The 20,310-nt window shown below is 58.1% G+C and carries 27 protein-coding genes; 10 read left to right on the top strand and 17 right to left on the bottom strand.

The window, feature by feature from the left end; genetic code table 11:
* Position 1: 1 nt before the first annotated feature.
* The 4 genes from AC2FFE_RS16875 to AC2FFE_RS16860 are packed head-to-tail and all read right to left on the bottom strand — an operon-like array spanning position 2 to position 2,346.
* Entirely contained in the window at positions 2–442 is a 441-nt protein-coding gene (locus tag AC2FFE_RS16875) for a MarR family winged helix-turn-helix transcriptional regulator (protein WP_496820126.1), read from the bottom strand.
* Positions 443–455: 13 nt separating this feature from the next.
* Entirely contained in the window at positions 456–1,286 is an 831-nt protein-coding gene (locus AC2FFE_RS16870) for a carbon-nitrogen hydrolase family protein (protein WP_496820127.1), read from the bottom strand.
* Positions 1,286–1,543, bottom strand: a complete 258-nt coding sequence (gene grxC, locus AC2FFE_RS16865; protein ID WP_480551495.1) for a glutaredoxin 3 — start codon at positions 1,541–1,543, stop codon at positions 1,286–1,288. Before grxC ends, AC2FFE_RS16870 begins: the two co-directional genes overlap by 1 nt.
* A gap of 23 nt (positions 1,544–1,566) precedes the next feature.
* Complete coding sequence (locus AC2FFE_RS16860; protein ID WP_496847174.1) at positions 1,567–2,346, bottom strand: double zinc ribbon domain-containing protein; 780 nt, start codon at positions 2,344–2,346, stop codon at positions 1,567–1,569.
* On the opposite strand from AC2FFE_RS16860, the gene AC2FFE_RS16855 reads away from it, so the two are divergent.
* Positions 2,327–3,157 carry a methyltransferase domain-containing protein gene (locus AC2FFE_RS16855; protein ID WP_496820130.1) on the top strand — a complete coding sequence of 277 codons (831 nt, stop codon included), beginning with the start codon at positions 2,327–2,329 and terminating at the stop codon, positions 3,155–3,157. The two genes, AC2FFE_RS16860 and AC2FFE_RS16855, sit on opposite strands and share 20 nt — an antisense overlap.
* 56 nt (positions 3,158–3,213) lie before the next feature.
* The gene (gene hemH / locus AC2FFE_RS16850) at positions 3,214–4,263 is read left to right on the top strand and encodes a ferrochelatase (protein ID WP_496820131.1); all 1,050 of its coding nucleotides are present in this window, start codon (positions 3,214–3,216) and stop codon (positions 4,261–4,263) included.
* Between the two features lie 75 nt (positions 4,264–4,338).
* Here the strand turns inward: hemH and AC2FFE_RS16845 are convergent, their stop codons facing one another.
* Entirely contained in the window at positions 4,339–4,521 is a 183-nt protein-coding gene (locus tag AC2FFE_RS16845; RefSeq protein ID WP_170455786.1) for a hypothetical protein, read from the bottom strand.
* Between the two features lie 140 nt (positions 4,522–4,661).
* A complete protein-coding gene (locus tag AC2FFE_RS16840) occupies positions 4,662–5,261 on the bottom strand; it encodes a L,D-transpeptidase (RefSeq protein ID WP_496820132.1) in 600 nt (199 codons plus the stop codon).
* A gap of 168 nt (positions 5,262–5,429) precedes the next feature.
* Between AC2FFE_RS16840 and dalA the strand changes: the two genes are divergently transcribed.
* Entirely contained in the window at positions 5,430–5,945 is a 516-nt protein-coding gene (gene dalA, locus AC2FFE_RS16835) for a divisome-associated lipoprotein DalA (RefSeq protein ID WP_496820133.1), read from the top strand.
* Between the two features lie 65 nt (positions 5,946–6,010).
* Here dalA and AC2FFE_RS16830 read toward each other — a convergent pair whose 3' ends face one another.
* From AC2FFE_RS16830 to AC2FFE_RS16800, 7 genes are all read right to left on the bottom strand, one after another.
* Positions 6,011–6,475: a PTS sugar transporter subunit IIA gene (locus AC2FFE_RS16830; protein ID WP_496820134.1), complete on the bottom strand. Its 465-nt coding sequence runs from the start codon at positions 6,473–6,475 to the stop codon at positions 6,011–6,013.
* Between the two features lie 58 nt (positions 6,476–6,533).
* Entirely contained in the window at positions 6,534–7,097 is a 564-nt protein-coding gene (hpf, locus tag AC2FFE_RS16825) for a ribosome hibernation-promoting factor, HPF/YfiA family (protein WP_496820135.1), read from the bottom strand.
* 252 nt (positions 7,098–7,349) lie between these two features.
* A complete protein-coding gene (gene lptB / locus AC2FFE_RS16820) occupies positions 7,350–8,108 on the bottom strand; it encodes an LPS export ABC transporter ATP-binding protein (RefSeq protein ID WP_170537150.1) in 759 nt (252 codons plus the stop codon).
* A complete protein-coding gene (locus AC2FFE_RS16815; protein WP_496847173.1) occupies positions 8,108–8,599 on the bottom strand; it encodes an LptA/OstA family protein in 492 nt (163 codons plus the stop codon). The genes lptB and AC2FFE_RS16815 overlap by 1 nt, the downstream gene beginning before the upstream one ends.
* Positions 8,600–8,602: 3 nt before the next feature.
* Positions 8,603–9,202 carry an LPS export ABC transporter periplasmic protein LptC gene (locus AC2FFE_RS16810; RefSeq protein ID WP_496820136.1) on the bottom strand — a complete coding sequence of 200 codons (600 nt, stop codon included), beginning with the start codon at positions 9,200–9,202 and terminating at the stop codon, positions 8,603–8,605.
* Between the two features lie 12 nt (positions 9,203–9,214).
* On the bottom strand, positions 9,215–10,177 hold the full coding sequence (locus tag AC2FFE_RS16805; protein ID WP_496820137.1) for a KpsF/GutQ family sugar-phosphate isomerase: 963 nt from the start codon (positions 10,175–10,177) through the stop codon (positions 9,215–9,217).
* Entirely contained in the window at positions 10,174–10,788 is a 615-nt protein-coding gene (locus AC2FFE_RS16800; protein ID WP_496847172.1) for a ribonuclease D, read from the bottom strand. The genes AC2FFE_RS16805 and AC2FFE_RS16800 overlap by 4 nt, the downstream gene beginning before the upstream one ends.
* 210 nt (positions 10,789–10,998) lie before the next feature.
* Here AC2FFE_RS16800 and AC2FFE_RS16795 point away from each other — a divergent pair, with 210 nt between their 5' ends.
* From AC2FFE_RS16795 to AC2FFE_RS16765, 7 genes are all read left to right on the top strand, one after another.
* Positions 10,999–12,219, top strand: a complete 1,221-nt coding sequence (locus AC2FFE_RS16795) for an MFS transporter (protein ID WP_496847171.1) — start codon at positions 10,999–11,001, stop codon at positions 12,217–12,219.
* A gap of 51 nt (positions 12,220–12,270) precedes the next feature.
* A complete protein-coding gene (locus AC2FFE_RS16790) occupies positions 12,271–12,699 on the top strand; it encodes an Lrp/AsnC family transcriptional regulator (RefSeq protein ID WP_496847170.1) in 429 nt (142 codons plus the stop codon).
* A 73-nt stretch (positions 12,700–12,772) separates the two neighbouring features.
* The gene (locus tag AC2FFE_RS16785) at positions 12,773–13,471 is read left to right on the top strand and encodes a transglycosylase SLT domain-containing protein (RefSeq protein WP_496820141.1); all 699 of its coding nucleotides are present in this window, start codon (positions 12,773–12,775) and stop codon (positions 13,469–13,471) included.
* A 69-nt stretch (positions 13,472–13,540) separates the two neighbouring features.
* Positions 13,541–15,568 (top strand): flagellar biosynthesis protein FlhA, encoded by a 2,028-nt coding sequence (gene flhA / locus AC2FFE_RS16780; RefSeq protein WP_496847195.1) that lies wholly within the window; start codon positions 13,541–13,543, stop codon positions 15,566–15,568.
* Positions 15,565–16,335 (top strand): flagellar biosynthetic protein FliR, encoded by a 771-nt coding sequence (locus AC2FFE_RS16775; RefSeq protein ID WP_496847169.1) that lies wholly within the window; start codon positions 15,565–15,567, stop codon positions 16,333–16,335. The genes flhA and AC2FFE_RS16775 overlap by 4 nt, the downstream gene beginning before the upstream one ends.
* Positions 16,332–17,420 carry a flagellar type III secretion system protein FlhB gene (gene flhB / locus AC2FFE_RS16770; protein WP_496820143.1) on the top strand — a complete coding sequence of 363 codons (1,089 nt, stop codon included), beginning with the start codon at positions 16,332–16,334 and terminating at the stop codon, positions 17,418–17,420. The genes AC2FFE_RS16775 and flhB overlap by 4 nt, the downstream gene beginning before the upstream one ends.
* On the top strand, positions 17,417–17,803 hold the full coding sequence (locus tag AC2FFE_RS16765; RefSeq protein ID WP_496820145.1) for a hypothetical protein: 387 nt from the start codon (positions 17,417–17,419) through the stop codon (positions 17,801–17,803). Before flhB ends, AC2FFE_RS16765 begins: the two co-directional genes overlap by 4 nt.
* A gap of 34 nt (positions 17,804–17,837) precedes the next feature.
* Here the strand turns inward: AC2FFE_RS16765 and AC2FFE_RS16760 are convergent, their stop codons facing one another.
* Genes AC2FFE_RS16760 through flgG form a run of 4 tightly spaced genes read right to left on the bottom strand, consistent with a single transcriptional unit; the run spans position 17,838 to position 20,310 of the window.
* Positions 17,838–18,368 carry a flagellar basal body-associated protein FliL gene (locus AC2FFE_RS16760; protein WP_496847168.1) on the bottom strand — a complete coding sequence of 177 codons (531 nt, stop codon included), beginning with the start codon at positions 18,366–18,368 and terminating at the stop codon, positions 17,838–17,840.
* Between the two features lie 9 nt (positions 18,369–18,377).
* Positions 18,378–19,109, bottom strand: coding sequence for a flagellar basal body L-ring protein FlgH (flgH, locus tag AC2FFE_RS16755; RefSeq protein WP_496820147.1), 732 nt, complete (start codon positions 19,107–19,109; stop codon positions 18,378–18,380).
* Entirely contained in the window at positions 19,109–19,525 is a 417-nt protein-coding gene (flgA, locus tag AC2FFE_RS16750) for a flagellar basal body P-ring formation chaperone FlgA (protein ID WP_496820148.1), read from the bottom strand. Before flgA ends, flgH begins: the two co-directional genes overlap by 1 nt.
* Positions 19,525–20,310, bottom strand: coding sequence for a flagellar basal-body rod protein FlgG (gene flgG, locus AC2FFE_RS16745; RefSeq protein WP_496820149.1), 786 nt, complete (start codon positions 20,308–20,310; stop codon positions 19,525–19,527). Before flgG ends, flgA begins: the two co-directional genes overlap by 1 nt.

Here is a 20,310-nt window from a genome sequence, read left to right as displayed (position 1 = left end):
TCTACTCCCCCTCCAACTGCAACCGCAAATCCCTCAACACCGGTAGTGTACTCCGAACCCGCTCCAACCCCAGCTCTCCGACTACGCGATTGATCAGAGGGGCGATCGACGCGATCGCCTGATCGCGCGCGCGGCGACCGGCGGGGCTGATGGCCACCATCTTGCGGCGGGCGTCGTCCCAGTCAGGGCGGATGTGGATGTATCCGGCCCATTCCAGCTTGGCCAAGGTGTTGGTCATCGCCCCTCGGGTCACGTGGAATGTGTTGGCCAATTGCGCCGGGCTGCGCTCGTCTCCGACAAAGACCAGATGATTCAGCACCGAGAAATGCGAGATTTCCATGCCCTTGGGCAGCACCCGGCTGAGCCGGTTGCGCAATAGCTGATCGGCGGTCAGGATCTCGCTGAACAGCGTGACCGCTAGGGCATTGGTGTCGTCTGTCATGGTCCGTTCTGGATCAGGGTCCGTCGAAAGGGCGGCGATGCGTCAGCGAAGGTACACGCCGGCGCGCCTCTGTCACAGAACTATCATCCAAATCGAAAAAGTGAATGCCCGGATTGGTGCCTGCGTCGATGACGACCTCTCCCCACGGAGCCACGACCATGCTGTGACCGTAGGTATGGCGGGTCTTTCCCCGCGTGGTGGGATGTGCACCTGTTTGCGCCGGGGCAAGCACCCAACAGCCAGTTTCAATCGCCCGCGCCCGCAACAGCGATTCCCAATGGGCCGCTCCGGTGACGGGAGAAAACGCCGCCGGAACCGTCAGGATACGCGCTCCGGCCTGCGCCAACGCGGCATGCAAATGAGGAAAACGAATGTCGTAGCAGATGGTCAGGCCGACCTTGCCGAAATCAGTCTTGGCTACAACCGCGTGTTCGCCGGGGCGGTAGTTTTTTGACTCCTGAAACGTCTCGGTTTCGGTGACCTGCACGTCGAACATATGAATCTTGTCATACCGCGCCACGATCTGACCCAGCGGGTTGATCATAAAGCTGCGATTCGCAAAGCGGCCATCCGGGTCGTGGGTCTTGACCCCCAACGACCCGATCAGCAGCCAAACGCCCAACTCGACCGCCTGTGCCCGTAGACCGGCCAGAGTGATATCGTCTTCCTCATGCTGCAACACCGCGCACTGCCGCGTGGTGCTGTTGGACACGCAATTCGTGACCTCGGGCGTAAGGATGAACTGCGCGCCCTGCGCGGCGGCCTCGGCCATCATGTTGCGAACCATATCCAGATTCGCGGCCGGGTCGTCCGTTGAGGTGATTTGCAGCAGGGCGGTTTTCATCAGGCCGCCAAAAGACGATCCAGCTTGCCCTGGCGGTCCAGCTCATAAAGGTCATCACAGCCGCCCACGTGGTCAGGACCGATGAAAATCTGCGGCACAGTACGTTTACCACCCGCGCGCTGGATCATTTCGGGCTTGCGCTTGGGGTGCATCAGCACGTCGATTTCTTTGAATTCAACGCCTTTTTGCTTCAGCAGGCGCTTTGCGGCATGGCAAAAGCCGCAAAGCGGCGATGTATAGATTTCAACCGGTTTCATGTTTCCGTCCCTTCGGGTTTCGCTCAATCTTGGGCGAAATAGGCATCCTTGGCAACGCGTACCAGCGCCAACACGGAAATATGATTTGCCCCGGCAGCGCGGCACGCCCGCGTACACGCCGCAAGCGTCGCTCCGGATGTCATCACATCATCGACCAACAGGACATCGCGCCCCGAGATCTGTTGCCGTCGCTTGGGATGCGGCGCGATGACATCAGCCAGAACCTCAGCCCGTTGCGCAGCGGTTTTACCGTCCAGCACAGGGGTACGTTTGTGGCGCACCAGCAGGTCCGGGCAGACCTTTGACCCCGTTTCAGCGGCCAGGTGTTGGGCCAGAAGCGCGGATTGGTTGTAACGCCTTTTTATCATGCGGGACCAATGCAGCGGAACCGGAGCGATCAGCATGTCAGGCCGGATAAGGTCACGCCCTGCCTGTGCCATCCAGCGTGCGGCAGGCCGGGCCAGTTCGGGCCTATCCCCGTGCTTGAGTGCCAGGATCAGAGACTTTGCGCGCCCCTCATATAACAAGGCGGCCCGACCGTCTTGCCAGGGGCGTTGTGTCTTTCGGCAATCGTCGCAGTCGATCCGATACCCATCGCCCTCGCCCGGGACCGGCACACCACAACTGTCGCAAACCGTCCCGCCAATAAATGGCGTGTCGCGCCAGCACTGTCCGCAAAGGCCAAAATCCGAGTCGGTCAAGGCACCGCAGCTCAGGCATCTGGGTGGGTAGACCAGTTGCAACGCGGTTTGCACGCGCTGCCAAATGCGATACTTGCGGGGTATGAAGCTGCCAGTGTCCAATGCGCCCTCGCTTTTTGATCGTCCAACCCTGTCGCGCCGCCGCGCGCGGGTTCAGGATAGTGCCCTGTTCCTGCACCGCGCCGCCGTGGGCGAGGTTCAGGATCGGCTGAGCATGGTTAACAGAACCTTTACGGCACCGGCGATTGTGACTCCGTTTCCACATATCTGGCATGACGTATTGCCGGACGCTCGGATCGTCGCAGATGACGAAACCCTTGCCCTGACCCAAGGCGCACATGATCTGATCGTTCACGGGATGGCGCTGCATTGGGCCAATGATCCGGTCGGGCAATTGATCCAATGCCGCCGCGCCCTGCGCCCTGATGGCTTGTTGCTGGCTGTGTGTCTGGGTGGGGAGACCCTGCATCAGTTGCGCGCATCGCTCGGTCAGGCCGAGATTGAGGTGACAGGCGGGCTCAGCCCCCGGATCGCCCCCATGGCAGAACTTCGGGACCTGGGCGCGCTGCTTCAGCGGGCCGGTCTGGCCTTGCCCGTGGCAGATGCAGTGCCTCTGACGGCCGAATATCGCGATCTGACTCATCTGATGCATGATTTGCGGGCAATGGGAGAGACCAATGTGCTGACTGACCGACTGAAGTCACCTACCCGCCAACAGGTATTTGCGCGTGCGCAAGTGGTTTATGCCGATCATTTTGCCACGCCTGATGGCCGCCTGCCCGCCACGTTCGACATGATCTGTCTGACCGGATGGTCACCGGATGACAACCAACCCAAACCATTGCGCCCGGGATCGGCTCAGATGCGCCTTGCCGACGCGCTGAACACGGATGAGGGCAAACTGCCCGATTGACGATTGGGTTTTTCCCTTTATCTCAGGCCAGAATGTAAAAACTCAGGAAGACCCAAATGTTCGATGCAATCCGCCCTGCGCATGCTCCAGCCGATCACCCCAAAGTCAAGATGGGGCGCGTGGGTATTCTGCTGGCCAATCTGGGTACGCCGGATGATTACACCTACTGGCCGATGCGGCGCTATCTGAACGAGTTTCTGTCGGACCGCCGCGTGATCGACTACCCGGCCTGGAAATGGCAGCCGATCCTACAGGGCATCATCCTGACCAAACGGCCCTTCAGCTCGGGCGAGGCGTATAAATCGATCTGGAACCACGATAAGGGCGAAAGCCCGTTGATGACGATCACCAAGGATCAAACCGCCAAGCTGCGCGATGCGATGCAGGCGCGCTATGGCGATCAGGTGATGGTCGATTTCTGCATGCGCTACGGCAATCCGTCGACAAAGTCCAAGGTACGCCAGATGGTGGCAGAGGGCTGCAACCGCATCTTGTTTTTTCCGCTTTACCCACACTATGCCGGGGCGACGACCGCAACGGCCAATGATCAGTTCTTTCGCGCCCTTATGGAAGAGACCTGGCAACCAGCCAGCCGCACCGTACCGGCCTACTACGACGAACCCACCTATATCGAGGCATTGGCGCAGTCAGTCGAGCAAGCCTATGCCGCTATGAACGCCAAGCCAGATGTGCTTGTGTGTTCCTATCACGGGATGCCCGAACGCTATTTGCAACAGGGCGATCCCTATCACTGCCAATGCGTAAAGACATCCAGACTGCTGAAAGAACGCCTGGGCTGGTCGGATGATCAGATTGTGTCCACCTTCCAGTCCCGTTTCGGGCCTGAGGAGTGGCTGAAACCCTATACCGTGGATCACGTGGCTGATCTGGCGCGTCAGGGCAAAAAGAACATCGCCGTGATCGCGCCGGCCTTTTCCGCCGATTGCATCGAAACGCTGGAAGAGATCAACGAAGAGATCAAGGAAAGCTTTGAAGAGGCAGGCGGCGAAAGCTTTACTTACATTCCCTGCCTCAATGACGACGATTCGCACATCTCAGCGCTGGGCAAGATCATCGAAGACAATCTGAAGGGCTGGCTGGACTAATCAGCCCCAGCTTTCAGGCATGAAAAAAGGCGGTGGATCGCTCCACCGCCTTTTCTCTGGATAAAGCTCGTGAGCTTAGCCAGCTGCAACAGCTGCGGCCACAACGACCAGCAGGATCAGAGGCAGCAGGATGCCCTGCGAAGAACCCTGAGTTTCTTCGACAACAACAGGTGCTTCAACAACCGGCTCTTCCAGGTTGCCCGCATATGCGGTCGAAGCAGCAGCAGTCAGAGCAGCGGCGAGAACGAGTTTTTTCATATTAACCTCCAGAATTTGCGCGATTCCAGTTTTTTGGAACGCGCATCTAAGACTTACCTCGTGGTTTTTTTCTAATCAGCAAAGCGGTTGGAATGCAATTGCAACTTGAACGCCAAGCCACCAGCTGCGCGAAAATGTCGTCAAATTAGCAACACTTGCGTGCCGACTTTGGCCATCGAAAACAGTTCGGCGATGTCTTCATTGAACAGACCGATGCAGCCGTTCGATGATTTCCGGCCAATTTTGCGCGTGTCATGCGTTCCGTGGATGCGGTAGTACTTCCACCCAAGATATAAAGCGTGTGTTCCCAATGGGTTATCCGGTCCGGGTGGGATATAGTCGGGCCATTCAGGATTCCGCTTCTTCATCGACGGGGTCGGCGCCCAGCTTGGGCCCTCGACCTTGCGGATGACGCTGGTGCGGCCACGTCGGGTCATTTCTTCGGTCAACGGCACCGATGACGGGTAGAGTTTGTACACAGTTTGGTCATCTGACCAATAATGCAGCGCCCGCGACACCGTATCGACCAGAATGGCCCCGTTTCTGGTGTTCGAGAAGTAAGGCTGCCACTCCAGCGCACGAAAGCCCGAGACGTTGCGGCGCACGGCAGCTTCGGGCTCGGGCGCAGGGCGCAATGGATCGCCCGGGATGTACTGCGCCAACGCCGGGCTTGCCACCACGGCAGCCGCGCCAGACAGGAAACCCCGACGGGTCTGAGAGGAAATGCGTTTCTTGACCATGAGTGCGGTCCTTTGCGAGGGCGAGTTCTGAATTTTTGGGCATTCTATTGCCAGAATGCTTCAGTCGCAAATCAAACCGGCAGAATCATGCGGCCCTGTGACATTGGGCGTTTGCCCCGCACCGTCTGGCACGGTATGCCCGTTAACGACACAATCATCAGGTCGATCATGACGCGTATCGTTTCTTTACTCTTGCTTTGCCTTGTCGCGCTGGCGGCATGTACCACCACTGGGCCCACCACCTTGGGTGCTGATGGCCGCCCCTTGCCCACCGTATATAAAATTCGCGGCAACCCCGAAAAGCTGCAGTTCCGGATGCTGGATTCGGTTAATGCGCTGCGTCAGGCCCAAGGGTTGCAGGCTGTACAGCTCAACTCACAGCTCAACGCGGCTGCGGCGACACATTCCAAGGATATGGCCCGGCAGAATCGCCCCTGGCATTTTGGGTCGGACGGCTCATCCCCCATCGACCGCGCCGCTCGGGTCGGGTATTTCGGGACGTTCCTGGGCGAGGCGATTTCGGAAACCTATGAAACTGAAACAGAAACACTTGCTGCCTGGATGCAGGAATCCGGCCCGCGTTCGGTGATCATGGACCCCAAGGCGACTCAGATGGGCTTTGCCTGGCATCAGGAAGATGGCGGGAAAATCTGGTGGACGCTGGAGATGGGAACCGGCGGCTGATCCGGGAATACACCCAATAAAAGAAGCCCCCGAATCTCGGGGGCTTTTTTTATTCCATCAGGTCTCTAAGCAGCTTGCATCGATTGTGCTTCGGTCAAAATAGCATAGAGCTTGACCGGATCAGGGTTGGCCCGCAGCTTAGCACAGACCGAACTGTCACGCAGGGTACGTGACACAAGGGCCAATGCCTTCAGATGATCTGCGCCCGCCTCTTCAGGGGCGAACAGGGAAAAGGCGATGTCCACCGGCTGACGATCCACCGATCCAAAATCGATCGGTTTCTCCAGCATCACAAATACGCCGGATACGCCGGTGATCTCGGGCAGGCGTGCATGCGGCAGGGCCACGCCATGGCCAACACCTGTTGGGCCAAGGCTTTCACGCTCCAACAGGCAATCAACGATGGACTGGGCCTCAAGACCCAGCGTCGCCGAAGCGACCTCACCGATTTCCTGGAACAGCCGCTTCTTGCTGGAAGCTGCTGACAAAACACGTACTGCTTCGGGCTTCAGAATGCTCGAAAGCTCCATGATCATGCTCCGTAGCGGGCCCGGCAAATGCGGGACCCCGCCTTTTCAATCTTGCCTGTTAAGGATCGATCCAGCCGATGTTACCGTCATCCCGACGATACACGACATTCAACCCATCCTTGTTTTCATTCCTGAACACCAGCACCGGGGCGCCGGCAAGTTCCATTTGCATAACGGCCTCACCGACGCTGAGCGATGGGATCTTTGTTTCCATCTCAGCCACAATCATGGGCTGCAGCGATTCGGGTTCATCAGCCGTGTCCGATTCGTCAGAGGCGAGGATATAAGAGGACGCTCCAAAGAGTTCAACCGGCTCGGACCGATCTTTGTGATGGTCTTTCAGACGACGCTTGTAGCGGCGCAATTGTGTTTCCATCTTGTCGCAGCACGCCTCAAACGCCGCGTAAATCTCGGTCGCATGGGCTTTGGCCTGCGCCGTCAGGCCCGTCGACAAATGGACAGTGGTTTCGCAAACATATTCATGCGCTGAACGGGAAAAGACGACGTTGGCATCAGTCGGACGCTGGGCATATTTGCCAACGACCTCGCCCAGCTCGGTCTGCACGTGGTTTTGCAGGGCCGCGCCGATGTCGATCTGTTTTCCGCTGATTTGGTAACGCATGTGATCTCCTTCACAATTCACACCCATTCTGACGCTGCATCGCGCAACGTACTTGTTTTTATCGGGTGGGGGGTATCGACATTCTGATCGGTTGCTGTTGACCCGACCCTTCGGGGAAGGGACATCGAGATCCAGTCTGGAACCGAATAAATGCCATGGCCCAATTGAGCCAAGAGGCGGCGGAAGAGTCAATCAAAACAAGTGCGTATATACGCGATTTCCAGCATGCGCCCGGCGCAATTCCGCGCAAGTCTATGAAATACGGAAGTTTTCGCCCAAATAGACGCGGCGCACGTTTTCGTTCTCCACCACTTCGCCCGGCGTGCCGGACATCAGCACCTGACCGTCGTGCAGAATATAGGCGCGATCGACGATTTCCAGCGTTTCACGAACATTGTGATCGGTGATCAAAACCCCGATCCCGCGCTTTTTCAAATCCGCGACCAAGTGGCGAATATCGCCCACACTGATCGGATCAACACCCGCAAAGGGTTCGTCCAGTAGCAGGTATTTCGGATCAGCAGCGAGACAGCGCGCAATCTCGACCCGACGCCGTTCGCCACCGGACAAGGCCAGCGCCGGCGCGCGGCGCAGATGTTCGATGGAAAAGTCCGACAGCAGTTCTTCCAGTCGCTCTTTGCGGCGGTGCGCATGGTTGACGGTGATATCAAGAACCGAGGCGATGTTGTCCTCAACACTCATACCCCGAAAAATCGACATCTCTTGCGGTAGATAACCGATCCCCATCCTGGCGCGACGGTACATCGGCAAGGTGGTGACATTCTGGCCGTCAATCGTCACTGTGCCTGCTTCGGGAAAGACCAGCCCGGCCACAGAATAGAATGTTGTGGTTTTGCCTGAACCATTTGGGCCCAACAACGCAACAACTTCGGACCGGTCCAGCGTCATCGACACGTCGCGGATAACGGTTTTCTTCCGATAGGATTTACGCAGCTTTTCAATCCGAAGCCCGGAATTGCCTTCGGCGACCGACAGTTGGGGACGCGCCATCAGTTGTTCCCCTGCTGCAGGATCGTTTTGACCCGGCCGGTCATGGTTGCGGTGCCTGTGGTCAGGTTTGCATTCATCTGATCACCGCTGATGATGCTGGGCCCTTGGGTCAGCAACACATTGCCCCGCATCACGATCACGCCGCTGTCGATAGTGTATTCGGCCCAATCACCTTCGGCAGCGTCGGGCGGGCTGACCAGAACCACATTCTCGGTCGCTTCCAGCCGTTCAATGGCGGATCGTTCCTGGTTGTAGATCACCAGAACCCGTTCGGCCGTCAGCCGCATTTCGCCCTGCACGACAACCACATTGCCGACAAACTCGGCCGAGCCGTCCTGTTGGTTCACATTCAGGGTTTCCGAGGTCACCTCGACCGGCAGGGTCGGGTCCGCGCGCGTGGCACCAAAAGCCACCTGCGCCTGCTGCGCAGTTGCAGAAACAGCACCTGTTACAAGCGCAAAACTCAAAAGGACGAAACGAAAATCAAACACAGGTTATCTTTCTGCTTTCTGAGGCTCATACACCAGCTTCACGCCGTCTGTAAAAAGAATATGGACCGGGCCGTCCTTTTTTTCGGCCCCAAACGTCATGCGACCCGCGGAAAAATCACCGATGGGGCCGGTTCCGTTGACCTGACCCGGCGTATCCCCCCGGATTTCGTCCAAAGCGGTGTTCAGCAAATCGGTGGTAACTTCGATGCCATCTGCTGTTCTGATCACCACATCACCCACAAAGGTCGCTGTGCCTTTGTCGGGGCGGATCATGCCTGAATTCGAATCCAGCGTGATTGCGCCACCGCTTAGCAACCCAAACCGACCCTGGAACTCTGAGGCTGTTGGCATCGACCCTTCTGTGCCTTGCGTTGCTTTTGTGGCACCGATCTGCACGTCTTCGCCTTTGCGGGTGGTGCCGCGATAATCGGGCTGCGTGACCACCTGTTCAGCCAAACGCGCATCGATATCCTGCTGCGTAAACGGGCCCGATACATTGGTTTCAATGCTACGCGACAAAAGGAATACGGTGGACAGCAGCAAAATGGCCGCAAGCGGCAACAGAACCTTCAGGAACTGTACCATGCGGGAATAGCGGTCCACCTCTGCCACTCCTTAACCCAGCCCGACGCGCAGACAGTCGTGAATATGCAGCAGCCCCTGCGCCTGCCCACCTGCATCCGGGTCGACCACAAAAAGTGAGGTTATCTTGCGGTCATTCATGATGGCCACCGCTTCTTCGGCCAAAGCATTGGGTGCAATGGTCATCGGGTCACGGGTCATCACCTCCTGGGTGGATTTCTCCAACAAGCCATCCATGTTCCTACGCAAGTCACCATCCGTGACGATGCCCAACAGGCGCCCAGCCTCGTCAGTGACCCCCACAACGCCGAAGCTCTTTTGGCTCATGACCAGCAGGGCATCACTCATCGGAGTTTCAGAGGTCACAACCGGCATATCCGTATGCATCAGGTCCCGCACCTTGCTCAACTGCGCGCCCAGCTTACCGCCGGGGTGGAAGTCGCGGAAGTTCTCGGGCTTGAAATCACGGTACTTCATCAACGCGATCGCCAGCGCATCGCCCATGGCCAGGGTCAATGTCGTCGAGATCGAAGGCACCATGCCGAACCCGCAGGCCTCACCCATCGATGGGATCAGCAAATGAACATCGGCCTGTTTCATCAGTGAGCTTTCAGGCTTGCTGGACAGACCAATCAACGGAATGCCGAACCGGCGGGTAAAGGCCAACAGGTTGGCCAGTTCCGGCGCTTCGCCAGAGTTCGAGATCGCCAAAACCACATCGCCCTTCGACACCATGCCCAGATCGCCATGGCTCGCCTCGGCGGGATGCACGAAATAGGCAGGCGTACCGGTGCTGGCCAGGGTTGCTGCGATCTTGTGACCGATATGGCCGGATTTACCGATCCCGCTGACGATCAGACGGCCCGTGGCCTGAAGGATCATCTGAATCGCCTCTACAAAATGCGCGTCCAGACTGTCGGCCAACACGTCCAACGCGCGGGCCTCATCGGTGACAACCTGTCGGGCTGTTTTCAGGAAAGCTTCGGTATCAGTCATGAGTGCGCAAAAATATCCGTTTCGGGCCAGCCTGCGAGGTCAAGTTTCGCACGCATTGGAAGGAAGTCAAAACAGGCTTGCGCCATCTCGGACCGACCTTCGCGGTCCAGCCGCCCGTCCAACGCGTCGCGCAGTTGATGCAGGTACAGAACGTCTGACGCGGCATAATCCAACTGCGCATCGGTCAGGGTTTCGGCGCCCCAATCGCTCATCTGCTGTTGTTTCGAGATATCGACGCCGATCAGCTCCTGACACAGGTTCTTAAGCCCATGACGGTCGGTATAGGTGCGCACCAGACGGCTGGCGATTTTGGTGCAGTAGACCGGAGCCGCCAGCGCCCCAAACGCATGATACATCGCGGCGATATCGAACCGACCAAAGTGAAACAGTTTCAACACATTGGGATTTTCCAGCATGGCGCACAGGTTCGGAGCCTCAGTCTGTCCTTTTTCGACTTGAATAATATGGCTGTTGCCATCGCCTCCGGACATCTGGATCACGCACAGGCGATCCCGATGCGGGTTCAGCCCCATGGTTTCACAGTCGATGGCCACGACAGGCCCCAGGTCCAGCCCGTCCGGCAGGTCATTCTTATACAGATGGTTCGCCACGGATTTATCCTTTGTGCGGTCTCGCACCCCGAGATAGGCGGTTTGGACACTAAACTCAACGCCGTCCGGCTTGTAAGGTCAACGCGTCTTGTTATCCGCCTAAATTGTTGGATAGTGGCTCATAATGGCCAGTCTCCCCGATGGTCGTATCCCAACCGAACACGATGGGGGCAATTGAAACCCATACCCCTTACGGAGCATGTCTGACCTATGCTCAGCGTCCTGCACAACCGAACCTATCGCCACCTGCTGGCCGCGCAGGTCGTTGCCTTGACGGGAACGGGGTTGGCCACTGTCGCGCTTGGCCTTCTGGCCTATGATCTGGCGGGCGAGGCCGCGGGGTTGGTCTTGGGTACGGCTTTGACCATCAAAATGATTGCCTATGTAACCATCGCCCCACTTGCGGCAGCCTTTGCGGAACAGCTTGATCGGCGCAAACTGCTGGTGGTTCTTGACCTTGTTCGCGCAGCCGCCGCACTGTGCCTGCCTTTTGTTACGGATATTTGGCAGGTCTTTGTTCTGATCTTTGTGCTGCAATCGGCCTCGGCAGGGTTCACCCCGGCCTTTCAGGCAACGATCCCCGATGTGCTGACGGATGAGCACGACTATACCCGCGCTCTGTCTCTGTCGCGCCTGGCTTATGACCTTGAAAGCCTGCTTAGTCCGACTCTGGCGGCGCTTTTGTTGCTGTTTGTCAGCTTCAACACCCTGTTTCTGGGCACAAGCCTCGGCTTTATCGCCTCGGCCCTTCTGGTGGTCTCGGTGATCCTCCCATCGCCCAAACCATCTGGACGCAAAGGCATTTATGACCGGACCACACGCGGCATCCGTCTTTATCTGGCGACACCCCGCCTGCGCGGTTTGCTGGCGCTGAGTTGGTGCGCTGCGGCAATCAGTTCGATGGTCATCGTGAATACGGTGGTCCTGGTGCGATCCGATCTGGGCCTGCCCGAAAGCGCTGTGGCCATTGCCCTTGCGGGCTTCGGCGGGGGATCGATGATCGCAGCGTTTCTATTGCCGCCCTTGCTGGATCAGGTGCCGGAGCGACGGGTCATGTTGACCGGTGCGACAATTGGAACGGCCACGATGGTGCTTGCAGCCATCGTATCAAGCACCACAACCTTGTCACTGCCGATGCTGACCGGGCTTTGGGTGCTGGCCGGGTTTGGGTATTCCATGTCCATGACGCCGTCGGGCCGCCTGCTGACCCGTTCGGCCAAGCCCGAGGATCGCCCGGCCGCCTTCGCCGCCCAATTCACACTTACTCACGCCTGCTGGCTGGTGCTGTACCCGCTCGCTGGTTGGCTGATGACACGGTTTGGGGCAACAATCGCGCTGGCTGGTATGGGCAGTGCTGCCAGTCTGGGTCTGATCACCGCCCTGTCGATCTGGCCCCGGTCCGACCACATCCAAGCGACGCAGAAACCTTGAGCCGCGGTGCAAACCTGCTTTACACCAATATGACCCCATGCCGGAGACCTCATGGATCAGATTGACCGCCGCATTATCGCAGCTCTGCAACACAACGCCCGCGACACTACCACGACCATCGCAGCAAAGCTGGGCCTGGCCCGCACCACGGTGCACGAGCGGATCAAGCGCATGGAAGAACGCGGCGTGATTGCGGGCTATTCCGTTGTTTTGAACACAGCCGATGACGCGCCTCGGGTGCAGGTGATTGTACTGCTTGAAGTGCAGCAAAAGGAAACCACCCGTATCATCAAGCGGCTGGAAACCTACCCCGAGGTCAAACTCTGCTTGTCAATCAATGGCGAGTTTGACCTTCTGCTGTCGGCCGAGGCTCCCCGGATCGAAGATCTGGATATTCTGGTCGATGATCTGGCCAAAATCCCCGGCGTTTTGCGCACCAATACCAGCGTGGTATTCGGTCGGCGCATCGACCGAAAATGAACCGCCGATAACCGCCTGTAAACCAATGCTTGGCTAGCTTGGCCGGGACAGATCAGAATCCCGGACCGGCAGAATGCCAACACGCCAATTTTTGTTTTCTCTTTTAGTGACGCAAGTGCTGACCGCACAGGCGGGTTTTGCCCTGCCCGATGCGCGCACCGGTGATATCTGCGATCAGGCGGCGCGCAGGGCGTCATTGTCCGAAGATGTTCCGCTGGATGTGCTGCGCGCGATAACGCGGGTTGAAACCGGTCGCAGCTTTGGCGACCACTACACCCCTTGGCCCTGGACCATCAATGTCGAAGGGCAAGGGGTTTGGTTCGATACCGAAATCGAGGCTAAATCTTATGTGTTCAACGTGTTCAAAGCGGGCAAACGCAGCTTTGATGTCGGATGTTTTCAACTCAACTATCGTTGGCACGGCGCGGCATTCCGCTCCATCGACGCTATGTTCAATCCGGATGAAAATGCCCTTTATGCCGCGCGATTTCTGAAGGACCTGTATACGGAACTGGGGTCCTGGCCTGCCGCCGCGGGGGCCTATCATTCGCGCACACCTGATTTGGCGCGCGCCTACAAAGGCCGATTCCAGACCGTGTTGGCCCAGTTGGATACAGCACCCGCGGCACAAACTGCAGCGATGTCACGCGATCCATTCACCGACGCTGCCGCCCCGCTGATCCCGCTTCAGCCCACGCAATCGGGGCAGGGAATGCTGGGATCACTGGTGCCAAGCGGCGGCGGCGCCACGGCCTTCATCGCCTTCAACTAGGAGTTCAGCTTGCTCAAGATCGACCCCCGATCCCTGTTCTCGCCCACCGTTTTGCTGGCGCTGGCGCTGATGACGATCATCGTGATGATGATCCTGCCCATGCCCGCCTGGGTGCTGGATGTGGGGCTGGCCGCCTCTTTCGCGCTGGCGATTCTGATCTTCACGCTGACCTTGTTCATTGAACGCCCGCTGGATTTCTCGTCCTTTCCGACGATCCTGCTGGCGTCGCTGATGCTGCGGCTGTCGTTGAATGTATCCTCGACCAAGCTGATCATCGGTCAGGGCCATACCGGTCCCAACGCCGCCGGGGATGTGATTGAAGGGTTTGCCAATTTCGTTATGGGCGGCAGCATCTTTTTGGGCCTTGTGGTGTTCGGCGTGCTGCTGATCGTGAACTTCATGGTCATCACCAAGGGCGCTGCCCGTATGGCCGAGGTCGGGGCAAGGTTTGCGTTGGACGGTATGCCCGGCAAACAGCTGGCCATCGACAGCGACATGTCCGCCGGGGCTATTGACCACCAGCAAGCCAAGGAGCGGCGCGAGCGTGAGCAACAGGAAACCACCTTCTTCGGCTCGCTCGACGGGGCTTCGAAATTCGTTAAAGGGGACGCTGTTGCCGGGCTATTGATCACCCTGCTGAACCTTGTCATGGGGCTGGTGATGGGCGTGATCGTGCATGGAATGCCGGTGGCGTCCGCGTTCGAGACCTATGCCATCCTGACGGTGGGTGACGGACTGGTCTCGCAAATTCCGGCTGTGATCATCTCAATCGCCTCTGCCCTACTGCTGGCGCGCGGCGGCACCCAAGGGGCCACCGACAACGCGATTTTCTCACAGCTGGGCAAGCACCCCGCAGCGCTCGCCACGGTAGCGCTGCTGATGGTTCTGTTTGCCTTGGTGCCCGGCCTGCCGTTTTTGCCCTTTATCCTCGGCGCGAGCGTGCTTGGCTATGCGGCGTACCACGTCCACCGCAGCCAAAAGGCAGAGGCGCTTGCGCCAGAACCTCAATCGAACGAGGCAGACGCGCCCGTATCGCAAGCCATCGGGGATATTCTGGACCTCGACGATGTCCATCTGGAATTTGCGCCTGATCTGGTCAGCATGGTGCTGAACCAGGGCACCGGGTTGGATGCGCGAATCGCCAATATGCGAACCTATGTCGCCTCGACCTTCGGCCTGATCCTCCCCGAAATTCGCCTCACCGACCGCGCCGACCTGCCAACCGGTACCTATGTGATCAAGGTACAGGGCGTGGAACAGGCGCGTGGTGTTCTGAATCCCGATCTGGTCCTTGCGCTGGTGCAGGACGGGTTTGACCTGCTGCCTGACGGCAATGACGTGACTGAACCTGTCTACGGGGCCCCTGCACGCTGGATATTGCCCAAAGATCAGGAAGATGCCGCGCTGAGCGGCGCCACCATCGTCTCACCCCCCGAAATACTGGCGACCCATCTGCTGGAGATCATCAAACAGAACTTCTCGCGCCTGTTGACGCTGAAATCACTGCGGCGTCTGCTCTCTGAAATGACCCGGCTGAGCGATCCGGTGCGGGCCGAGGCGAATAAGAAACTGCTGGACGAACTGATCCCGGACAAAGTTCCGATCGACACGTTGCACGCGGTTCTCCGGCTGTTGCTGGACGAGCGCGTTTCGATCCGCAACATGGCCCTGATCCTGGAAAGCGTGGCCGAGGCACGGCTGACCACCACCCAACCCGAAGGGATTTGCGAGATTGTCCGCCAACGGCTGGGCTTCCAACTGGTCGCCGAAATGAAACGCGAAGACGGATCGATCCCCCTGATCCAGCTCGCCCCGGAGTGGGAGGATGCGTTCGCCAGTTACCAGATCGACGCGCCCAATGCCGGGCTGGATGTCGCGCTACCCCCCAATCTGTTTAACAAACTGGCCGATGGCGTGGTCAGCAGCGTTGCCAAGTCTGCAGATAACGGGCTGTTTCCGGCCGTCGTAACCTCGACCCGGCGGCGTCGGTTGCTGCGCACAATCATGCAGGCGCGGGGCATTGCAAACCCGGTTCTGTCGTTTGAAGAGATCGGGCTAGAGGCACGCCCGTCCCTGGTCGGAACCATTCCTGCATGATCGCCTTACCGCCAGAATTATTGGGGCCGATCGGCCAAAACCTCTGGCATCTGTTTGCGGTTTTTTTGCGGGTTTCGGCCTTCGTGTCGCTGTTGCCCGCCTTTGGCGAACGCAGCATTCCCGTGCGTGTGAAACTGGGCATTTCGATTGCCTTCACACTGATCATCTTATCCGCCGTTACACCGCCAGACCTTGCGCCCGGTTTTTTGCCCATGGTGCGCCTGGTGGGAACGGAGGTTCTGGTCGGAATGGTCCTTGGTATCGGGCTGCGCCTGTTCGTTCTGGCCTTACAAACCGCTGGAGCCATCGCCGCGCAGTCCACCTCGCTCTCGCAACTACTGGGTGGGGCAGCTGACCCTCTTCCGGCGATGGGGTACTTTTTGATGCTGGCCGGGCTGACCCTGGCCGTCATCCTGGGGCTTCATATCCGCGCCGCCCAGTTCCTGATCCACAGCTATGCGATGTTCCCGATGGGCAGCCTTCCCGCCTCTTCGGACCTGTCGCAATGGGGGGTCGCTCAGATCTCGTCCAGTTTCAATCTGGCGTTTGCGCTGGCGGCCCCGTTCGTGATCGCCTCACTGATCTACAACCTGGCGCTGGGCGTCATCAACAGAGCGATGCCGCAGCTTATGGTAGCCTTTGTCGGGGCCCCTGCGATCACGTTCGCAGGCCTGTTTCTGCTCTTTGCCGGTGCGCCGCTGATCCTGTCAGTTTGGTCTGACGCCTTGAACGGCTTTCTGATCAACCCGGCCGGAGCTACACCATGAGCGCCTCGGATGATGACAGTGACAAGTCATTTGAACCCACCCCCCAGAAACTGCTAAAAGCACGTGAAAAGGGTGAGGTGGCCAAATCCAGCGACCTGTCCGTGGTCGCCGGCTATACCGGGCTGATCATCGCGCTGTTAACCGCCGGTCAGTACACGGCCCAGCATCTGGGCACATTGTTTATGGTCATGATTGATCAGTCGGATACTCTGGCGCAGCTATTGACGACCGGGCCAGCCACCACACCAGTAGCCGGACTTTTGCGAGGAGCCTTGATACCAGTATCCATGCTTTTTGCGATCCCTGCGGCCGCTGTCCTGCTGAGCCTGATCGCCCAGCGCGCGCTAATCTTTGCGCCGACCAAACTGAAACCCAAGATATCGCGCATTTCGATCGTTTCGAATGCAAAAAACAAATTCGGGCGCGGCGGGTTGTTCGAGTTTGCCAAAAGCTTCTCGAAACTGCTGATCTACGGTATCTGTCTGGCCTTGTTCCTAAAGGCAAACCTGACCGAGATCGTTTCGGCAAGCGCAGCGCCTGCGATATCATCTATCCTGCTGATGATGAACCTTCTGTTTCGGTTTCTATTCATCGTGATCACCATCGCATTCGCCATCGGCGTCATCGACTACATTTGGCAATATGCCGAGCATATGCGCAAAAACCGCATGTCCCGCAAAGAAATACAGGACGAAACCAAAGACGCCGAAGGTGATCCGCATGTGAAACAACAGCGGCGTCAACGCGCTCAGGAAATTGCAACCAACCAGATGATGTCTGACGTGCCCACGGCGGATGTCATCATTGTCAACCCGACCCATTTCGCCGTGGCCCTCAAATGGTCGCGCACGCCGGGTTCCGCACCCGTTTGCGTGGCCAAAGGTGTGGACGAAGTCGCAGCTGCAATCAGATCGACCGCCAGTGAGGCCGGTGTTCCCATCCATTCTGACCCACCTACAGCCCGTGCCCTGCACGCAACGGTGGATATCGGCGAGGAAGTTCCAGAGGAACACTACCGCCCTGTCGCGGCTGCGATCCGATTTGCCGAAGCAATGCGCAAACGGGCGAAAGGTCAGATCCGATGAATCTGAAAAAACTCTCGGCCTTGCAGATGGCAACCGATGCCATGTTTCAGAAGCACCATCAGGCGCTGCGCCCGGTGATCGAGGCAGAAGCACAGGTACAGACACAATTGGTGCGGTTGGACAATCAGGTGACACAGGCACGACAGGACAGTGCAGGGGCCGAAGGCTATCGTGTTACCGGAACGGATATCCTTTGGAATGCCTGGGAATCTGCGACGCGCCGCCAATTGAACATGGAGCTGGCGCGTGTGCGTGCTCAGAAACTGGTCGCGATGCAACAACTTCGGACTGCGTTCGGGCGCCAGCAGGCCATCGCATCTGTATCCGAGACCATGCGTGATGCGCAGCAAAAAGCAAAAGACAAGACGCGCTCGAACCTTTAAAGGCCTGGCCGTGACCGGTCAGGCAAGAACGAAATCAGCTATCTTGCCGGTTCACGCTCATGATCAAAACCTGAGAGACATATGAGCCCAAATCCTTGCGCGCAACTTCCAGCAGCGCTTTGCGCAACACGGTCAGATTGTCGGACTCGGTAAATATCCCGTCAAATCCGCCGGTATTGGCATGATCAAAAAGCACCTGCAGAAACCTGTCCCTCAATTTGGGTTCGATAGCATAAAATGTTTCGGTGATCGCCGGATCAGCCTCGATGCTGAGAGACATCGTTACCATCGCCGTGATCTGGTCATCCTTGACCACGGGAACAACAAACTGCTTGGGCAGCTTTAGATACTCAAAGCCGCCTGCCTCATCGTCTTTCGCAGCTTTTTTTGATACTTTTTTCTTATCATTTTTGTCTTTCTTGTCGCCTTTATCCGGCTTTTCCTTGGTCTCTTTTTCCTCGGAAACAGCCTCGGGTGCTTTTTCAGGCATCAAGAACACACCGGCACCAATCCCGGCGCCCAGACCCAGCACAAGAAACACGACTGGAAGCAAGATCTTCATCATATGCAATCCTCAGAAGGGCAATAGCGAGTCGAGCACTTGCTGACCCAAACGAGGTTGCTGAACATCGGTGATCTGGCCGCGCCCACCGTAAGACACGCGGGCGGACGCGATTTTGTCATAGGTGATCTCGTTCTTGCGCGAGATATCTTGGGGGCGGACATAGCCAGCAACCAAAAGCTCTCGCAGTTCAAAGTTGACCCGCAGTTCCTGCGATCCCGATATCGACAAAACACCGTTTGGCAACACATCCAGAACGGTCGCGGCGACCCGCAAGGTCAGCTTCTCGTTTCGCCGGACCGATCCGCGGCCGGAACTGGCGGAATCGGATTCAATCCCAACCGCATCTTCTAACGTTACCCCTTCGGGCAAGTGGTCTTCCGCACGCTGAGGCAGGCCGAACAGGTTAGGAACCTCAAGGGATTCCGAACCCGAACGCGAGCGGCTGGTATTGTTCGAGAATTCCGCCTCTTCGTCCAGCTCAATGACGACCGTCAGAATATCGCCTTTCTTGATCGCCCTTTGATCACCCAGAAGGGATTGCTGGCCACCACTCCAGAGCGATGATCTATCGACCGCGCGCTGGGTTTGAGTATGCAAAGGCAATCCCGGCCACAGCATCGCCACCTGCTCGGGTGAGTCGTCTTTGGGTGTAAAGCTGGGCGGTTTGCCCAGGTGATCAAAGCGGCTGCAGGCCGAAAGCGCGAAAATCGTCAGCAGAAAGGGTTTAGACAGTCTAGACATTACTTTACCTCGATTTGACCATCGGGCCGGATCAGACCGGTGACCGTTGTGCGGGACGACAGGTTCATGACCCGGATACGTTCACCCACGGCACCGCGCCCAAGGGCCCGCCCCTCGGTGGTGATCGACAGGGGTTGCCGCTTGAAGACCAAGACCACCAAATCATTCCGATCCACGATGGCCGGCGGGCCGACATCTGCCGCACGTACCGGCCGGCCCGGATACAAGGCGACCCGTGCCTCAAACCCGATCAGCTCCTCGGGGTCGCTTACCGCGCCGGGCATATCAGCGTGTTTCAATTCCAGATCAGCCGCCGAAATGACCTCTTTCGCGCGTATCGTGCGGGTCGGGACCACTATATCGGCAAGTGCACTTATCGGCGCCACCATTAGAAAGATCAGACCAAGAACCCTCATCAGCGCACCTGTGTCGTAGCGCTCATCATCTGATCGACGGCGGTGATGACTTTGGCGTTCATCTCATACCCGCGTTGCGCTTCGATCAGTTCAGTGACCTCGCGCACGGCGTCGACTGAACTGTCTTCCAGGTATCCCTGTCGCAAGGTGCCAAGCCCATCCTCGCCAGGCACACCCTGGATTGGCGCGCCCGAGGCTTCGGTTTCTTTGAACAGATTGCTGCCAATCGCCTCAAGCCCTTTGGCATTGGAGAAACTGGCCAGCGAAAACTCACCCAGCAACTGCCCTTCGGGTGTGTCGTCGAAATAGGCGTAGACTTCACCGGAGGCGTTGATCGAGATCGACCGCGCATCATCGGGGATCGTGATCTCAGGCGCCACGGCGAACCCGTCCGACGTGACGATCAGCCCTTCGGCGGATCGCTTCAGGCTACCGTCGCGCGTAAAGGCGGATTGCCCATTTGGCAGCGTCACCTCAAGATAACCGCGCCCTTCGATGGCAACGTCGAGGTCACTACCCGTGGCCGACAGCGCGCCTTGCGCCAGCTGGACCGAGACAGCGGCGGGGCGAACCCCCAGACCCAGTTGGATACCTGTCGGCAGAACCGTTCCGTCCGACGCATTGACTGCGCCAGCGCGTGCCATCTGCTGATAGTGCAGATCGGCAAATTCGGCGCGTCGGGCGTTGTAACCGGTGGTGTTCATGTTCGCGAGGTTGTTCGAGATCGTCTCCACCCGCATCTGCTGCGCCGTCATGCCTGTGGCTGCGATTTTCAAAGCACGCAT

The sequence above is a fragment of the Ruegeria sp. YTSA168 genome, assembly GCF_059610045.1.
Note: the sequence above shows the minus strand (reverse complement) of the source record. Positions and strands in the feature narration are given on the sequence as shown.